This window comes from Bradyrhizobium sp. CCGUVB4N (genome assembly GCF_024199945.1).
Classification (GTDB): Bacteria; Pseudomonadota; Alphaproteobacteria; order Rhizobiales; family Xanthobacteraceae; genus Bradyrhizobium.
Map to the genome: position 1 here is coordinate 6,767,960 of NZ_JANADP010000001.1, position 16,332 is coordinate 6,784,291.

Sequence of the window (16,332 nt, forward strand, 5' to 3'; positions counted from 1 at the left end):
TTTTCTCCGTGAAGTCCTGCTCACCCCTTGACCGCGCCCGCCGTGAGGCCGGCGACGATGTGCTTCTGTGCCAGCAGGAACAGAATGATCGTCGGCAGGATGGTGAGCGTGATGAAGGCCAGGATCAGGTGCCACTCGGACGAATATTCGCCTTGATAAATCATGATGCCGAGAGGCCAGGGATAGAGCGCATCGGTGTTGAGCATCACCAGCGGCAGCAGATAGGCATTCCAGCTGTTGACGAAGGTAATGGTCCCGACCGTCGCCAGGATCGGCCGCGACAAGGGCAGCGTCACGTAGCGGAAGAATTTGATGTAGCTGCAACCGTCGACCAACGCCGCCTCGAGCAGCTCATGGGGGATGTCCTTGAAGAAGCGCCGCAGCAGCAGCACGCTCATGGCTAGGCTGAAGGCGACCTGCGGCAGCGCGACGCCGAAGTAGGTATCGAGCAGTCCGAGATCGCGCACTTTGATGAACAGCGGCAGCACGGCGGTCGCGGCAGGAAACAGCAGGCCAAGCGTCAGGTAGCTCAGCAGCATCGATGAGCCGTAGAACCTGACATGGGCAAAGGTGAACGCTGCCATCGAGGCGGTGATCAGGGTCAACGTCACCGTCAGCGTCGAGATGATCAGCGAGTTACGCAGGAGCTGCCAGTAGCGCCCGGAGAACAGGATGTCGGCATAGTTCTGCCATTCCCAGTGACGAGGCAAGCCAAACGGACTCACCCGCAGTTCGCCCAGCGATTTGAAGCCGCCGAGCAGGGTCGCGAGTAGCGGCACCAGCACGAAGATGGCAACGACGGCGAGGAACGCCGCCTTGAACAGCATGGCGGGATCGAACGGCGCGCGGGTGGTCTCGGCACTACTCATCGCGCATGAACCATCGCTTGTAGGTGAAGGCAAAGGTCACGCAGATCACGAACAGGATGACGCCGATGGCGCTGCCGTAGCCGACCCGCATGCGCGAGATGCCGTTGTTGTAGAGGAAGCTCACCATGGTGTTGGAGGAATCCGCCGGTCCCCCGCGCGTCAGCGGCATGACGAGATCGAACAACTGCAATGAGCCGACGATGGCGAAGAACACGGAGAGCCGGATCGTGGGATAGAGCAAGGGGATGACGACATGCCGCAGCGTTTGCGAGCGCGTTGCGCCGTCGATCCGCGCCGCCTCGACCAGGCTCTTGTCGAGACTCTGAAGCGCCGCGATGAACAGCATCATGTGGAAGCCAAAGTACTTCCAGACGATCACGATCAGCACCGCCAGCATCGCCGTGTCTGTCGAGGCCAGCAGATGCGGCGGCTCGGCGCCGAAGGTGCGCCAGATCGAAGCAACGAGGCCGTAGTCGCCGTCGTAGACAAAGCTGAAGATCAACCCGGTCGCGATCTCGGCCAGGATGTAGGGCATGAAGAACAGCATCCGCAGCGCCACCGCGCCGCGAAACTTCTCGGCGAGCATCAAGGCCAGCGTGAGCGCGAGCGGCAGCTGGATCGCGAGCGAAACTGCGATGATCAGCCCGTTGTTGCGCAGCGCGAGCCAGAAGGCGCGCGTCTCCAGCACGAAGCGGTAATTGTCGAAGCCGATCCAGTTGGTCGGCTTGCCAAAACCGTTCCAGCTGAAGCCGGAATACCAGGCGGCCTCACCGATCGGCAGCACCACGAACAGCGTGAACAGCAGCAGCGCCGGCGGCAGGAACAGGATCAGGACAGTGAAGCGGCCGTCCCAACTCGGGCCGCGGGCCACGACCTGCGGGGCCGTCTCGTCAGCAACGCCCATCGGCGACGCGATCGCGATCCGTCGCGCCACCGTCAGTTACCCTGCTTGTACGCCGCTTCGATCGCTTTCGCAGCGTCCTGCGGGCTCATGCTGCCACCGGCGATCTCTGCCGTGACATCGTTGACGACACGACCGACGGAGGGTCCAAGGCTCTGGTCGTAGAAGTTCTGGTGATAGTTGGACTTCGCCAGATTGGCCGCGATCTGCTTCATGAACGCGCTGTTGAGGCCGGCCTCGCCGCCCTTGACGACGGGAACGATGAAGTTGCCGGCGGCAAGCCGCGCCTGCACGTCCTTGGAGATAAAGTACTTGAGGAAGTCGGTGGCTTCCTTGGGCGCCCCCTTGGTGATCAGCCAGCCGGTGATGCCGCCGAGCGTGTCTGACGGATCACCCTTGCCACCGGGGACGACCGGAAAATCGAACCAGCCGAGCTTGTCGTCGGTGAGACCGACCTTGTCGGCGGCGAGCGCGCGCTGGGTGTGGTAGAAGGACGAGATGGCCAGGATCATCGCGGCCTTGCCGTCACCGAAATAGCCGACGGCCTGCGGGTTCTTAAAGCCGAGGAAGCCGTTCTGGAACGGCTGCAGATCGACAAGCTGCTTGAACAACTCGCCGGATTTCTGAAAAGTTTCACCGGCGAAGCCACCGTTTTCACCCTTCAGCGCTGCCTCGAAGGCCGGCTTACCGCCGACGCGCACGGCGAGATGCGTCCAATAGAAATGCAGCGGCCATTTGTCGGCACCGCCAACCACAATCGGCGTAACACCCGCGGCCCTTAGCGCTTTCACCGCGCCGAGCAGATCGTCCCATGTCTTGATCTTGCTCGCATCGACATTCCCCTTGGCCATCAAATCCTTGTTGTAGAGGAAGCCGACCTGCGACAGCGCGATCGGAAGTCCAAAGACGCGGCCGTTCTGGGAGAAGGCGGCGAGCGCCGCCGGTGCGATCGTGTCGCCGTAGCCCCCGCTCCTCACGGAATCGGTGATGTCTTCCAGCACGCCCGCGTCGATCTGCGTCTTCAGCACCCCGCCGGCCCAGCTATAGATGATGTGCGGCCGGTCCTTCGATTGCAGCATGGTCGGCAGCTTGGCCTTGTAGGCCTCGTTCTCGAGGTACTGCATCTCGATTTTCACACCCGGATGCGACGCCTCATAGGCACGCGCAACCTCCTCCCAGATCTTCACCTGGGCCGGATTGACCTCGATATGCAGCCATTTGACGGTGGTGTCGGCCGACGCGGAACTGGCCCAAAGCAGGCATGCAACAGCGGTGAGTCCCAGCTTGGCAAGCAGCCTCATCACATCCTCCCGATCGAGTCTTATTCTTTGACTGCAATCCTGCCTTCAATTTTTGAGGTACGCAACTAAAATTCTGACCTATGCACCTCACGGGCAGAATGGCTAAAGTGCGGAAAAGAGTCGGGGCGGCCTGATCGCCGCCCGCAACAAACTTGAGAGGTGCCCATGGCTGCCATCTATTCCGACCTCGCCGGCAAGGTCGTTCTCGTCACCGGTGGTGCAGCGGGAATTGGTGCTGCGATCGTGCGGCGCTTCGCGGAGCAGAAATCCAAGGTCGTGTTCTTCGACATCAAGGTCGACGAAGGCCAGCGCCTGGCGCGCGAGCTATCCAATCAGGGACTGGCTGCGCATTTCCAGCACGTCGACCTGACCGACATTCCCGCGCTACGCGCCGGGGTGGCGGAGGCACGCAAGGCGCACGGCGCGATCAACATCCTGATCAACAACGCGGCGCATGACGAACGGCACAAGACCGAGGAGATGACGCCGGAATATTGGGACGACCGCATCGCGGTGAATCTGAAGCACCAGTTCTTTGCGTCGCAAGCCGTGCTGCCTGACATGAAGGCAGCGAATGCCGGGGCCATCATCAATTTCGGCTCGGTGTCGTGGATGGCCGGACAAGGCGGCATGGCCGCCTACACCGCCAGCAAATCAGGCGTGATCGGTCTGACGCGCTCGCTGGCGCGTGACTATGGTCCCTACAATATCCGCGTGAACGCGATCGCGCCGGGCTGGATCATGACCGAGCGCCAGCTGGAGAAATGGATGACGCCGGCGGGCGAGGTCGAACTGCAGCAGCGACAGTGCCTGAAGCGCAGGCTGGTGCCGGACGAGGTCGCGAAGTTCACCGTCTTCCTCGCTTCCGACGAGGCTTCCGCTTGCACCTCGCAGCACTATGTCGTCGATGGCGGGTGGGTCTAAGATGCTTTGAGGATGGCCGGCGCACAAGCTTCGAGCCGGGACGCGTTGATGATGAGGCGTGTTGACTTGTCAGGTGGGCGATTATACGCCGTACAGCTTTCGTCGCACCGGCAACGTCAAAGGCAGCATCATGATCAAGCGCGTCCTACCGTATGAGGGATTGCTCCACGAGGTTGTCGAGCACAACGGTGTGCTCTACATCGGCGGGATTGTCCCCGAGGACACAAGCCTCGATATGGCCGGCCAGGCACACGATGTACTGGGCCAGTTGTCGCGCTTGCTGGACACACTGGGATCCGACCGGTCTCATGTGCTGCAAGTGACGATCTTCCTGACGAAGCTCAGCGAGAAGGCCGCATTCAATACGGCCTGGAAAGCATTTTTCGCGGAGACTTCTCTACCGGCGCGCGCGGCTATCGGAGTGGCCGACCTCGGCCCCGGCGTCAAGCTCGAGATGACCGCAATTGCGGCTCGTCGAGCCTAGAGCTGAAGGCAGACATCCGATCCGAGGCGAACGAACGGCGCGGCGTTGTTCGAGCTATCAAACCAACATCCGTTGTTGCACAACCCTCTCCTCGGCAGACTGCGCTGCGCCGCCGCGAGCATATCGTCGTTGCCAGAACGGCGATTTCGGCCAACGCCGCTCCAGGCCATAGAGATAGTTTCGGTTCACCACATATTCGGTGTATCGGGCGTCGAGATATCGGGCGTAGCGATCGTTGCCGTCGGAACGCCCGCCGAGGACGCCGGCAATTGCAGCGGCGGCGCGAATGCCGTCCTCCAACGCGTTCATGATGCCCTGTGAGGAAATTGGATCACAGGCCGCGGCCGCATCTCCTACGGCCAACCAATTGGCGCCGGTGACGCGGTCCAGGCGAAAGCTTGGTGCGGCGCGCACGACGATATCCTTCAGCCGATATCCTTCGATCGCCTGCGCCACATGGCTCGTCGTGCGGAGAAGAGCGAGCCACTCGCTCGCGTGCGCAAGATTATGGTCCCGAATGATCGAGGCGTCCGAGGCAAAGGCGATGGCGAGCCTGCGATCGGGCAACCGCGCCTTGTACCACCAGCCGAGCTCCTGCGCTTCGAGCAGAGTAAGTTGCGAGGGAGCGGCCGCCTCCGGCGCATCGAAGAACCCATAGACAAAGCTCAATCGATCCAGCGGGATCTGGCGCGCGCCCATCTGGCGCGCAATCACCGAGCGCGATCCGGTGGCATCGACGATGTAGCGCGCCGTGAGATGCCGGCCGTCCCCGCTCGGGGTGATCGCGCCGAGAACGATACCTCCGTCCGCAGCCTGCTCGAGTGAGGCGCATTTGGCGATCGGGAAAAGGGCAACGCCGCGGCTTTCTGCTTCTCCGAGCAGCAGTGCCTCGAACCGGGCGCGGTCCAGGTGCCAACCGCTGCCCTGCGGATTCAACACGAAATCATTATAACCCAGCTCCGTCCCGCCCCATGCCGAACAACTGCCGAGGCATGCCTCATGCCTTTGCTCGAGAAACTTCTCCCAAGCCCCTAGTTCACCGAGAAGTTTCCGTACATCGGGCGGGACGGTCTCACCGACCGCCAGCCGCGGTCTGGTGGTTACGGAATAGGACAGGCCGGTCCTGACGCCTGTTCGAGCGAGCGCGATAGCGGTAGCGCAGGCGGCGATTCCTCCACCGACCACGACGACGTCGCTCCTGATCGCTCCGCTCAATGGACACTACCCATCCCAAACATGCGTCCGGTCTTGTGCCGCTGCCGCTTCGGCGACGGCGTGGTGAGCCGCAGCATTCGAATGACCTCGTCGACGGCCGGACAACCATTGGCGATCCAGCGTTGAACGACTGCACGACACGTCATGCCGGGAGAGTCTACGGCCATCTGGCCAAATACGCCTCCCATCGGTCCATTGGGCGCAATCCACGTTGTAAGGAAGGCGCTCGCCCCGGGATCTCCCGGCGTGATCATGTTGTTACGAGGCGATGCGAGAGCTGCCATGAACGCAGCCGGCGGCTGATCGAACCACCAGGCGATCGTATGCGCCACTCCGGACTCGTCAGTGAGCGAATTCGCCGTGTGCCCGGGCGTGCCTGTCTGCTGTGACTTCAATTGCTTGAGCACCGCCTCCATGGCAGCCGCGGGTGGCAGCCCCTTTGGCGGAGGCGGTTTCGGACCGCCGGCCAAAGACAAGGTATAGTCCCTCAGGAGATCGATCTCATCATCGGTAAACACCCTGAACATCGCGCCTGTCTGAAACTGGATCAGCTGGTTCAGCCTGCTGTTCTCCCAATCACCGGGTGTCAACAGGTCGGACTTTATGAGCTGCAGGAACTGGTCCGGCACGGCGAACAGCTCGTTGATCGGCGTCCCGCGCAATGCGTGGGCCTGGTGGTTTCGACTGCCGAAATCGGCCTTGCTCTTGATGAGCGCGATCATCCTCTCTTCCAGGCTCGGAGGATTGGTTATGAGATCATGGAGCTGCGCGCCCAAACTTCCGATCTGCCCGAATGCGACGTAGCCGTTCCAGATCCGCCGCCATGCCTTGTTGACCGCATCGGTCCCACCGGCCCCCTGTATCGTCTGGAGATAGAGCAGAACCGCATCGAGCGCACGACGACCGTGGCCGTTGACGGCGTTGTCGATACCGATATGCATGACGTAGAAATGCGAATTCAGTCCCAAGCTCGCGAGGAGATCGCGGGTTGGCTTGAGACCGAGCACCTCCCACTCCAGCTGCAGCGTCATGCCGAGGATCTCTGGATAGTATTCCTCGGTGAACTCCGAGATCGCGAGCTCGAATGTCGGCACCGTAAACGCGCTGTCCAGAAGCTCCTCGTCGAACGCAAACTCGCGGCTGGTGAGCTCCGGTGGATAGAACCCGACGCTATGACAGAGGTCGAGATAGATGTTGCAGTGGTTTTTCGACACCTCCCCGTCGCCGAACTCGTCCATCCAGATCGAAAACAGCAGCGCGCGCACTTCGTCCGTCGGGCCAGCCTTCCCGATGTTGCGAAGCCAGGCGCCGTCCAGCAAGTTCAGCGGCGTAAACTGCTTGATACGGGTAATCATCTGCCCGACGTTCGTGATCAACGGGTCGGGGTCCACGAGATCGGCGTCATCCGACAGTTCCTGGTAGATCAGCTGCATCCTGTCCTCGATCGCCTGAGGCGAATAGGGGAAGAACGTGCGATCGTACGAGGCAACCGTGGGATCGAGCGAAAAGACTTCGGCCCATTTCAACCAGAAGTCCACATAGCGCCGTGCATTCCGCAGCGCTCCGGGATATTCGTCGATGTTGAGAAGTTGATGAAACAACTCCCGAACAGCACCCGGATTCAGATTGTCGGGGGTCGGCCCGGCGTCATCATGTGTCGGCTTCGGATCTGGAGTGGGAATTTCCGTGGCATAGTTCGGGAAAGGCACGACCGGCGTTTGGCCGGTGTCGCGCAGCAGGCTCTCGACCTCGAGGTACCAGTCTTCATGCACGCTGGTGCCAGGTGGACTGGACTGGGGCAGATCGGCAATCGCCGGAGACTGCAGCACCGTGCCGATGCGGTGCCAGTTGTAGAGCATGTCCTTGCGCTCTTGATATCTTCCCCAATTCTCCGCATCCGCAGCGTCAGTGCCCCAGCCGCGCAGCGACCATAGCTGCGGCCCCAGCTGGAAGCCGTCGGTTGGATCGTTGAGGTCGCGTGGTCCCCAGCCCACCTGGGATGCGTCGTAGACCGCAACTGGCCGCTGCGCCGGCCACGACCAGAACAAGGTCCGAGTCTTGCCCACAGGAGGATCGAGCGGATGGGTTGCGCAAGAATTGTAATCGGTGTGCCACGGCAGGGCCAGGAACTTGGAGAGATCACCGGGCTCAAGACCCGACTGATCGTCATGGCGAGGAACGTAACCGACACTGAGGAATGGTCTACCGCCGGCGAGTCCGGCATCGTAAGCAAGCGCCTTCGCCCGAATTCTGAACGGCCCGGCTCCCGACGTCTGCCAGGGAAGTACGTAGAGCGCCGGCTCGCGCATCACGAATGTCAGATCGATCCCCGGGCTCAACCTGCCGCCGATGCAATTGACGAGCGTCGCTTTGTCGAGGAACTCCCCCGGGCCGAGGGCGCTCAAGCCAGGCCGAAAATGGCCGAGCCCCTTGTTCCATTGCTGCAGGAAGAAGTACTGCGTTCTCCGCAGAGCGAGCAGCGACTCATCTGCATCGCCGAGGTGCAAGGGCATTAGTGTAGTATTTCTCTTCTGATCCTGCGACGGATCCCTGAAGACTGCGGAAAGACCGGCGAGTGACGTCCGCGCGGGATCGGTCGTTTCCGTAATCCGCGCCAAAGCAGCATGTGCGGAGATGCCGGTTTGGCTGAGATTGGCCACCCAGTGCTGCTGGCTCGCGCTTTTGAGGATGGGCGCAACCTGGTCGACGAAAGTGGGCATGTAGGCCGGGTTGTAGTCCTTGGTCGCGTTGTCGAATATGTCGGGGGCGAGTTCGAGCTGTCGTACCCAGACGTCGTAGACATCATCCCACATCGAGACGACGTTGAGGATTTGCGGCGCGAAGGAAGGATCGGTCGCCGTCACCCACGCGCCGTGGGCGGCTGCGCGGCCGCCGTCCTCAAACACAATCGTCGCGCTGACTGGCCCGTCCGACGTGTCGTCGAACCATTGATCGTTGTTGACGTCATCGTCGAGGGGCGACTTTCCCGCAATCTTCCACGCAACCGCGCGGCCGCGACCGCCGAGCACGAGAAGCCGGCCGGAGGAATCGGTTTGAATTTCGCCCAGGCTGTCGATCGCGCCAGACGGGCAATCGAGTTGCCCAAGGTCATCGGATGGAAACGATTTCGGGTAGTTCGGCATATCGACGACCGCTCCGCGGGCACCGTCGAAATATCTGGCAGGTGTCGGTGCATCAAAGCGGACAGGCGCTGCCGACACGCCGGATACGACACGCGGGCCCGGATCGATCACGAGCTTGCGCAAGCGATCCGGCGAAGCGAGCGTTCCGAGCTTATCGGGCGGCTGCGGAGCGCCGGCCTGCGTCAGGGACGGATTTCGGATCGGGGGAAGATTCCCGTCCTCGTAGCTTGCGATTCCCTGCGGATCGCTCTCGGCGAGAATGAACCAGTTGGTCTTCTTGTTCGCGACATGCACGGTCCAGATGATGTCTGCGATCCTTCGCCCGTCGATCTCGTCGCCGATCCGCACTTCGCGCCCGTCGCCACGGGGCCAGCTTTCCGAACCGCCATCAGCGTAGGAAAAAAGGCGAAACCGCGCGGCGTGACGCTTCAGGGCCCCGGACCCATCGCGAAGATCGCTGCTGCGAATGGGATCGGACTCCGTCCCGCGCCGGATCGGCAATCCGCCTGTCAGACGGCCGCCGCCGGGGAGTAAGCTGCCCGCCATCGTCTCCGGCGCGATGACATAGTCATCGGAATTGCCGACACGCGCGACGCCGATGGCGGGATGAATTCTGAATATGGTCATGACGCCGGGCCCACAAGATGCTCGGGGGTTACCATCTCGCTTGCGCTGATGAACCCCCGATGAGGAAACAGAAAGGTCTTGCGAAACGATCAGTAGGGAGTCCGGCTCATACGCCTTCGTACCGGGACGCCGTGAAGTCTGGTAGCAGACCGAGCTGACGCTGATGCGACGGCCAGCGGTCGAGGCTCCAGCTCGTCATAGAATCCGGCGAGGTCCGCTTTCATCGCTGCCCTCGAAGCATTGTCGAGATAGACCATGTGGCCCGAGGGATAATTTCGAATCGTTATCCTGCCGGCCATATCCGAACTGCCAAGGGGCATGTCTTCGAAGTTCAGGATCGTTTGAAAGAACGGTGTGACGGCATCGTAGTAGCCGTTGGCCGAAAACACTTTCAAATTGAGATTGAGCGCCATGGCTGCGGCAAGGTCGCCAGCGGTGTAGAGGGTGTCGGCACCACCCTTCTGTGCGCCTGTTGGATCGACGTGACCGAAATCCCAGTTGTTGAACGCCTGATCGTTCGAATCCAAAAATGGCGATACCGACGTATATTTCAGCTCGTCATTGAGATAGACGTTCCACATGGTGGTATAGACGCCGCCGATAGCGTTCATCGTCGGATCGTTGTTGCCGGAGTTCGGATCAATCGACCCGGCGATTCCCTGTTCGCTCGCTTTAACGCGCCCATCATAGGCGCCGATCGCCTTCCCATCGCTCTGGAGTAGACTTGTCAGAAAAACCGTTCCCTCTGCGGCGGCGGGATTGAGCTTCCAGTAGCTCAAGACGACTTCCGGTATTCCAATCATTTCGCTCAGACGTCGAAGCACCGCCTGATCAATCTGTGGATACCGAGGCAACGCTTGAGCGTAGTCCCCACGGGCGAATTCCTCGACCGATTTCATGAAGGAAGCAAGATCGCCTGGCACCGGCTTGACCTTGTGGTGAAAGAGCGCGTCAGCCGCCAGGGTCGGCAGCATCCCGATTGGATTGCTCGTCTTGGAATAGTCCAGGATGGAGGATTGCAGGACGACGCCGTTCAGGTCCACGCCATCCTCGTGCAGCATCCAGGTGAGGACGCAAGTTCTGGGCGTGCCGTACGACTCGCCAAAAAGGAATTTCGGCGAATTCCAGCGCTGGAAGACGGTCAGGTAGCGCTTGATGAACTGTTTGATGCACCGGGCGTCCTGGTCGACACCCCAAAAATCCCTGTTCTTGTTCGGCGCGATGGCAGCCGAATAGCCGGTCCCGACGGGATTGATGAAAACCAGATCCGAATGATCGAGTAGGCTATCAGGATTGTCTTCCAGCGCGTAGGGCGCGGGCGGCGTGAAGTCCGGCAGGCTGGTCTTGATGCGGCGCGGGCCGAACGAACCGAGCAACAGGTAGACTGACGACGAGCCTGGCCCTCCGTTGTAGAAGAAGGTGACAGGGCGCTCCTTTGCGCTCTTCACGTTCGCGGTAAACGCCACATAGAATATCTTCGCCGCCGGCTGCCCACTATAGAGGTCGGCCGTGACCAGATGCCCGGCCCGGGCCGTGTATTTGAGCGTCGCGCCCCCGATTTTGAGCTGATGCTGAGTGGCAACCGACCTTTCCGTGACGTCCGTGATCGAGTCGTTCTTGCGCGAGCCGTAGATGACGGTATCGATGAACGGCTGGTCCGACGACAGTTCTTCAGAAGGCATCAGGCTCATGAATGACCTCGTTGAAATCGGATGTTGGCCGGCTGGTCCCGTCGAAATGCTAATGCGCTTGTCGCAATATTCAGTCTCGTCACAACAGTCGTGATCGCGCCGTGCGGCCCGAGAGGGCCGCAACGAGCACCTTCCACGATCTCGGTGGGACGCTATGCTGCAAAGGGCTCGCGAGGAACCCGCAATAAATTCTCAATGGATGATAAGAATCGCACAGCTCAACTTCCCGGCGAGGCAATGATCGGTCGGGCATGCAGCTCTGCTCCGCCCTAAGGCACGATGCGTCTCAACAGGGGCGCCTCGAAATTCGCCTGAACCGCCCAGGGAGCCGCACGACCGGTCGTGTGACGGATCACGCTCGGGATATCCTTTTCATCGAGCACGACGTCGATCAGGATCGGAGACGCGGTCAGCTCAGCCGCCTGTCGCAGTGCCTCGTCGAGCTCGGCCAGCGTTTTGGCCCGGGCATGCCGTGCGCCGAAAGCCTGGGCCAGAGCGGCGTAATCCCAGCGGCTGAGCGCATTGTAATAGTCCGGCTGTCCCTGCGCGCTGTCATAGTACTCAGGATGCCCCATGAACTGCTGAATGCCCATGATCCCGTTGTTCATCACGCAGATCACCGCGGGCAGTTTGTACTGAACCAGTGTGGAGAGCACCTGCGGCCCCTCACGGAAGGCACCGTCTCCCACGAACACGACCGGCCGCCTGGTGCCGGCGCAGGCTGCGCCGACCGAAGCTCCAAGGCTGTATCCGATCGACATCCAGATGGATTGCGACACATATCCCTGCCGGGCGGCGATCGGCAGTCCTGCGGAAGCGAAAAGCGACAGGCCGGTATCCGCGATGACGAGCTTGTCCCGCACGAAATCCGACATTCGCGCGAACAGAAGATCGAAAGTCATGGGTGAATCGCCGGCAGAGGGGCTGGAGCCCGGCTGTCGCAAGGCAGTCCCGTCCCACCGAAGCGGCACGGCCGCATGACTTGCCAGCCGGTACGTCAGCCCGACCACGAACTCCCTGAGCCCGACATCGGGGTAGATGTGATGCCCGATGCGTATGCCACCGTGCGATGCAAGTATCATGCTGTTGTAGTCTTTCGCGACGATGTCGCCGACGAAATCCGTGATCGCGGTGCCCAGGGCAATGACGAGATCGGCCCTCTCGACGAATTCCTGAAGGTCGGGTGGCGCGAACCGTCCATCATAGACGCCGAGGAAGCCCCTTGTGGTCTCGGCCAGCACCGATTTTCCGGCCAGCGTCGTCACGTAAGGCAGCCCGCCCGCGCGCAACAGCTCGGCGAACTCCCCGTGCAATTGCCAGCGGTCGAGCTCTTCGCCGGCCCACACGACAGGGCGCTGCGCGCCGGCAAGCCGCGCCATGGCGTCGTCGAGGCATTCCGATAGCGAGTCCGCATTGACCGGCTTCAGCGAGGCGCTGAGCTTCCCCACCGGCAAGGGGCAGGACTGCCCCCACAAGTCCTGGCTGATTTCGAGATAGACCGGGCGCCGGTGTGTCATGCAGGCGATCAGGACCTCGTCGATCTTGTCCGGCGCCTCCTCCGCCCGCTCGATCACGGCGGTCGCCGCCGTCACCTGCGCATAAATCGCCAGGTCCGCCCTCAGCCGGCCGGTCGAGTGCAGGAACATGATGCCGTAATCGACTTCGAGATCGAGCTGGTTGGTAGAGGGACCTCCATTGATGACGACAACCGGACATCGCTCGACAAAAGCGCCGGTGACGCCGTTGAGCGCACTCAAGGCGCCGACGCCATAGGTCCCGCACATCGCGCCATAACCCCGGATGCGGGCATAGGCGTCGGCCGCATACGCTGCCTCCATCTCATACGTCGTGAAGACAGCCTTCAGCCGGGAATTTCCGGCGAGCGCGGCAAGCAACCCACTGCAATAACTGCCCGGCACGTTGAACAGATGCTCGATGCCGAGCTCCTCCAGGCGGGTAACGAGATAGGATGCCACCGTGCCGTTGCGGGGCCTTTCAAGCATGGCCATCCACCTCCAGCGCCGGTTCGGCGTCCGCCGTTACCGCTGTCTCGAACCGGATACTGCAGCAGCCATGACCAGACGGCATACAGACCAGCAACAATCGATGATTGATCGTGTGGCGCCACCAAGTGGCGCACACCTGGAGATAGTCGGACTGCAAGATGAAAAAAGGAGCAATTCCGCCCTGTATTAAGCGGAGAAGCGTGCGCGCGAGGTGACGGCGCGTCGCCAGCTTCCCACCCTTCTTTTTTTCTACCATTACGCGAGTTTAGCCCTCGCCGCTGTCTTGGGAACTCGCTATAAATTCTCTATGCTTGATAAGAAATGCACAGGCGATCTCGACTGGGAAGACTTGCGCTATTTCGCAGCGCTTGCGCGGCATCGCTCGCTGTCCGCAACTGCCCGTGCGCTGCGCGTCAATCATGCGACGGTGTCCCGCCGCGTTGCTCACCTCGAGGCGCTTCTCGGGCGCGCCTTGTTCGAGAGCCGCGCCGAGGGCTACATGCTGACGGCCGACGGCAGGGCCGTGCTGGAAGAAGCCAAGGTCATGGACAGCGCAGCGCTCTCGGTTCTGCGGCGCCTCGATGCGAGCGCAGAACTCAGCGGCCTCGTCCGATTGACGGCCGGACGCAGCCTGGCCGAAGGATTCCTGATCGACCGGCTGGACGGGCTGCATCGACGTCATCCGGGAATAGATCTCGAGCTCATCGGCGATGTCAGGCTCCTGAGCCTTGCCCGGAGAGAGGCCGACATTGCCTTGCGTTTCGGTCACCCTAAGGGCAGTGAGCTCGCCGCCCGGCGCGTGGGCACGATCTACTTTGGCCTCTACGTCGCTGCGAACCTGCGCTCCGAACCGGACATGATGACGCGATTGCCGCTTGTCGGCTTCGACAGGAACGGCGATTCGATTGCCGAAGCCGAATGGCTCGAGCAGCATTTTCCGGGACGCCGGTTCTCCTTTCGCGCCAACAGCCAGATCGCGCAGGCTGCTGCGACACGGGCAGGCTTCGGAATCGCGCTGCTGCCGCGCTATCTGGCCGACAATGATCGCAAGCTTGCCGAGATCGACTGCGACGCGCCGATGCTCGAGCGCGAGCTCTGGCTTCTGATCCGTCCCGACCTGACGAAAGTGCCTCGTGTCCGCGCGGTCGCCGACTATCTCGTCGAGATCTTCCGCCGCGAACGGCAGCACTTCGCGGGCCATTCCCACGCCGCCGGGCGTGAACCGATGGAAGTGCAGCCGGCGGAAGAAGAAGAAGAGGCCCCGGAAGCCTGAGCTGCGGGGCCCCTCCTCCGCCGGCTGCACCGTCGTGCCGATGAATGGCCAGCCACCTTCCACCGGCACGACGAGAAGTCACGCGCTCACACCAGCCAGTCTCGTCACGAGTTGCTTCAAATCCGGCGTCCCGATCCCGGTGACGAGGTCATAACCCGGCCCGCAACTGTAGGCGCCGTTGCTTTGAGTCAATATGTCGCGGAAGCAGTTGCTGCCGATCATCGGGTAGATCAGCGGATTGAGATAGGGAAGCGGTGCTTGGCGGTTGTTCTGCCGCGCCTCGTTGATCAGCGCACACAAGCCGGCCCATATCGGCGCGCTCCAGCTGGTGCCGCCATACTGCAAGCGCTGGCCGTTGAGGATGATCAAGCCGCCTTCATTGGGATCCGCCGCAGCGCCGACATCGGGGACCATCCGTTGATTGCCGGCCGGCACACCATTGCCCTGTTGCCACGACGGTCGCGGAAAGAATTTGCTCTTCCCACCGCCGCTGCCCGTCCAGCCGGTTTCGGACGCCACCTGCCCGTTCGCCGCCAACCGCAGCGACGTGCCGCCGACCGCCACGACATGCGGGCTGGTCGCCATCCACTCGGCCGCCAGCGGGCCGTTGGCATGATGGCCGTCCGGCCCCGGGTTTGACCCGGCATCGCCGGTCGACACGAACACGTTGACGCCCAGGGCGGCGAACCGGACGAAACGGGCCTCCTCGGCGTTCACTTCGCCCTGCGTCATGAAGGCTTCACTGAGGCCAAGGCTGATCGACACGACACGCAAAGTCGGTTGCGCCAGCGCGTCGGCGTAGATGCGGTCGAGCGCGCGGTCGAGATCGATAAAGGCGAGCGTGCCGGTGGCGTAGATGCGCACGTTCGCCTCGGGAGCGATGGTGCTCGCCCATTGCGCATCCAACGTCTCCTCGCCCGAGGGGGCAGGCAACGCTCCGCCCTTGACGTTGATCTTGGTGATGCGCGCCATGCTGCCGGCAACGCCGTTGGCCGTCCAAAACGCCGTCAGGTCGGAGTCCAGCGGGAACGTATCGATCAGGATGGCAATCTCCTGCCCCTTCCCGCTCAGGCCGAGCCCTGCGCCGCTGTAGGCCTTCAGGATTTCCGGAGCCAGATACGGCGGCGCGTTGGCGATCGCCGGCTCCACGGCCGCCTCCGACTTCACCTGCATGTACGAGCGGAGATGCTTGCGGGCTTGCCGATAGGGTTGCAGCCCGCCGATATTCACCACCGCACCAGCAACATCCACCGGCAGGCTCGGGACGTCGGACGCAGCAGTGTACGTCTGGCCCTCCCGCGTGACTCGCACCATGTGCACGCCGAGGCTCGCCTCGACCTGCGAAGCGGGAGCGGTGGCGTAGATGGTGGTGCGGTCGGGCGTCACCTGCGTGATGGTGAAGCCCTCCTTCTTCAGCCAGCTCTCCAGCGCGCCGGCTGCGGCCGAATCGACCGCGTATTTCGTCTTCAGCTCCTGTGGCGAAATCGTTTCGCCCTTGTCGACACGCGCCTCAAGCTCCTTCTGGACATCAGGCGCAACGCCAAGCGCAAAACTTACGTCCATCTTCTCGTCGCGGTGCCGCGGATCGGCCGCGCTGGCGATCAGGCCGTGCGCCGTCACGCCCGACGACGGAATGGGGACCACGCTGTTTGGAAACATTTTTCTGTCTGTCATTTTTACAGCCCTCGTTTCACAGGTTCATTGTTCGGATGGCAATTTGCTCAGGTGACAATTCTCGGCGTCGTCATTTGCAATTTCATTTTGATGCCGCACCTCGTTGAAACGAGGCGAAGCCAACCCGCACGCGAGCTTAGCCCTCGCCGCTCTCCTGGGAATTCGCAATAAATTCTCTGTGCTCGATCAGAAATGCACAGGCCCCCAAGGAGGAGCCGCAATGT

Annotated in this window: 11 protein-coding genes; 3 read left to right on the forward strand and 8 right to left on the reverse strand. The window is 61.9% G+C overall.

Annotated features, from left to right (window positions below; translation table 11 throughout):
• Window positions 1-20 precede the first annotated feature (20 nt).
• From NLM31_RS31405 to NLM31_RS31415, 3 genes are read right to left on the reverse strand one after another with little or no spacing between them, the layout of a single operon-like run.
• The gene (locus NLM31_RS31405; RefSeq protein ID WP_375167513.1) at window positions 21-869 is read right to left on the reverse strand and encodes a carbohydrate ABC transporter permease; all 849 of its coding nucleotides are present in this window, start codon (window positions 867-869) and stop codon (window positions 21-23) included.
• Complete coding sequence (locus tag NLM31_RS31410) at window positions 862-1,803, reverse strand: carbohydrate ABC transporter permease (RefSeq protein ID WP_254194826.1); 942 nt, start codon at window positions 1,801-1,803, stop codon at window positions 862-864. The genes NLM31_RS31405 and NLM31_RS31410 overlap by 8 nt, the downstream gene beginning before the upstream one ends.
• A gap of 2 nt (window positions 1,804-1,805) precedes the next feature.
• On the reverse strand, window positions 1,806-3,071 hold the full coding sequence (locus NLM31_RS31415) for an extracellular solute-binding protein (RefSeq protein ID WP_254194827.1): 1,266 nt from the start codon (window positions 3,069-3,071) through the stop codon (window positions 1,806-1,808).
• A gap of 165 nt (window positions 3,072-3,236) precedes the next feature.
• Between NLM31_RS31415 and NLM31_RS31420 the strand changes: the two genes are divergently transcribed.
• Both NLM31_RS31420 and NLM31_RS31425 read left to right on the forward strand, forming a co-directional pair.
• Window positions 3,237-3,995 carry an SDR family NAD(P)-dependent oxidoreductase gene (locus tag NLM31_RS31420; RefSeq protein ID WP_254194828.1) on the forward strand — a complete coding sequence of 253 codons (759 nt, stop codon included), beginning with the start codon at window positions 3,237-3,239 and terminating at the stop codon, window positions 3,993-3,995.
• Between the two features lie 130 nt (window positions 3,996-4,125).
• Complete coding sequence (locus NLM31_RS31425) at window positions 4,126-4,479, forward strand: RidA family protein (protein WP_254196306.1); 354 nt, start codon at window positions 4,126-4,128, stop codon at window positions 4,477-4,479.
• A 57-nt stretch (window positions 4,480-4,536) separates the two neighbouring features.
• Here NLM31_RS31425 and NLM31_RS31430 read toward each other — a convergent pair whose 3' ends face one another.
• The 4 genes from NLM31_RS31430 to NLM31_RS31445 form a co-directional block, all read right to left on the reverse strand.
• On the reverse strand, window positions 4,537-5,694 hold the full coding sequence (locus tag NLM31_RS31430; protein WP_254194829.1) for a tryptophan 7-halogenase: 1,158 nt from the start codon (window positions 5,692-5,694) through the stop codon (window positions 4,537-4,539).
• Window positions 5,691-9,464: a LodA/GoxA family CTQ-dependent oxidase gene (locus tag NLM31_RS31435; protein ID WP_254194830.1), complete on the reverse strand. Its 3,774-nt coding sequence runs from the start codon at window positions 9,462-9,464 to the stop codon at window positions 5,691-5,693. Before NLM31_RS31435 ends, NLM31_RS31430 begins: the two co-directional genes overlap by 4 nt.
• Window positions 9,465-9,553: 89 nt before the next feature.
• Entirely contained in the window at window positions 9,554-11,155 is a 1,602-nt protein-coding gene (locus NLM31_RS31440; RefSeq protein ID WP_254194831.1) for a S10 family peptidase, read from the reverse strand.
• Window positions 11,156-11,424: 269 nt separating this feature from the next.
• Entirely contained in the window at window positions 11,425-13,158 is a 1,734-nt protein-coding gene (locus NLM31_RS31445) for an alpha-keto acid decarboxylase family protein (protein WP_254194832.1), read from the reverse strand.
• A 214-nt stretch (window positions 13,159-13,372) separates the two neighbouring features.
• Between NLM31_RS31445 and NLM31_RS31450 the strand changes: the two genes are divergently transcribed.
• The gene (locus NLM31_RS31450) at window positions 13,373-14,434 is read left to right on the forward strand and encodes a LysR family transcriptional regulator (RefSeq protein WP_254194833.1); all 1,062 of its coding nucleotides are present in this window, start codon (window positions 13,373-13,375) and stop codon (window positions 14,432-14,434) included.
• Between the two features lie 78 nt (window positions 14,435-14,512).
• On the opposite strand, the gene NLM31_RS31455 is transcribed toward NLM31_RS31450, so the two are convergent.
• On the reverse strand, window positions 14,513-16,108 hold the full coding sequence (locus tag NLM31_RS31455; RefSeq protein WP_254133024.1) for a protease pro-enzyme activation domain-containing protein: 1,596 nt from the start codon (window positions 16,106-16,108) through the stop codon (window positions 14,513-14,515).
• Between the last annotated feature and the right edge of the window lie 224 nt (window positions 16,109-16,332).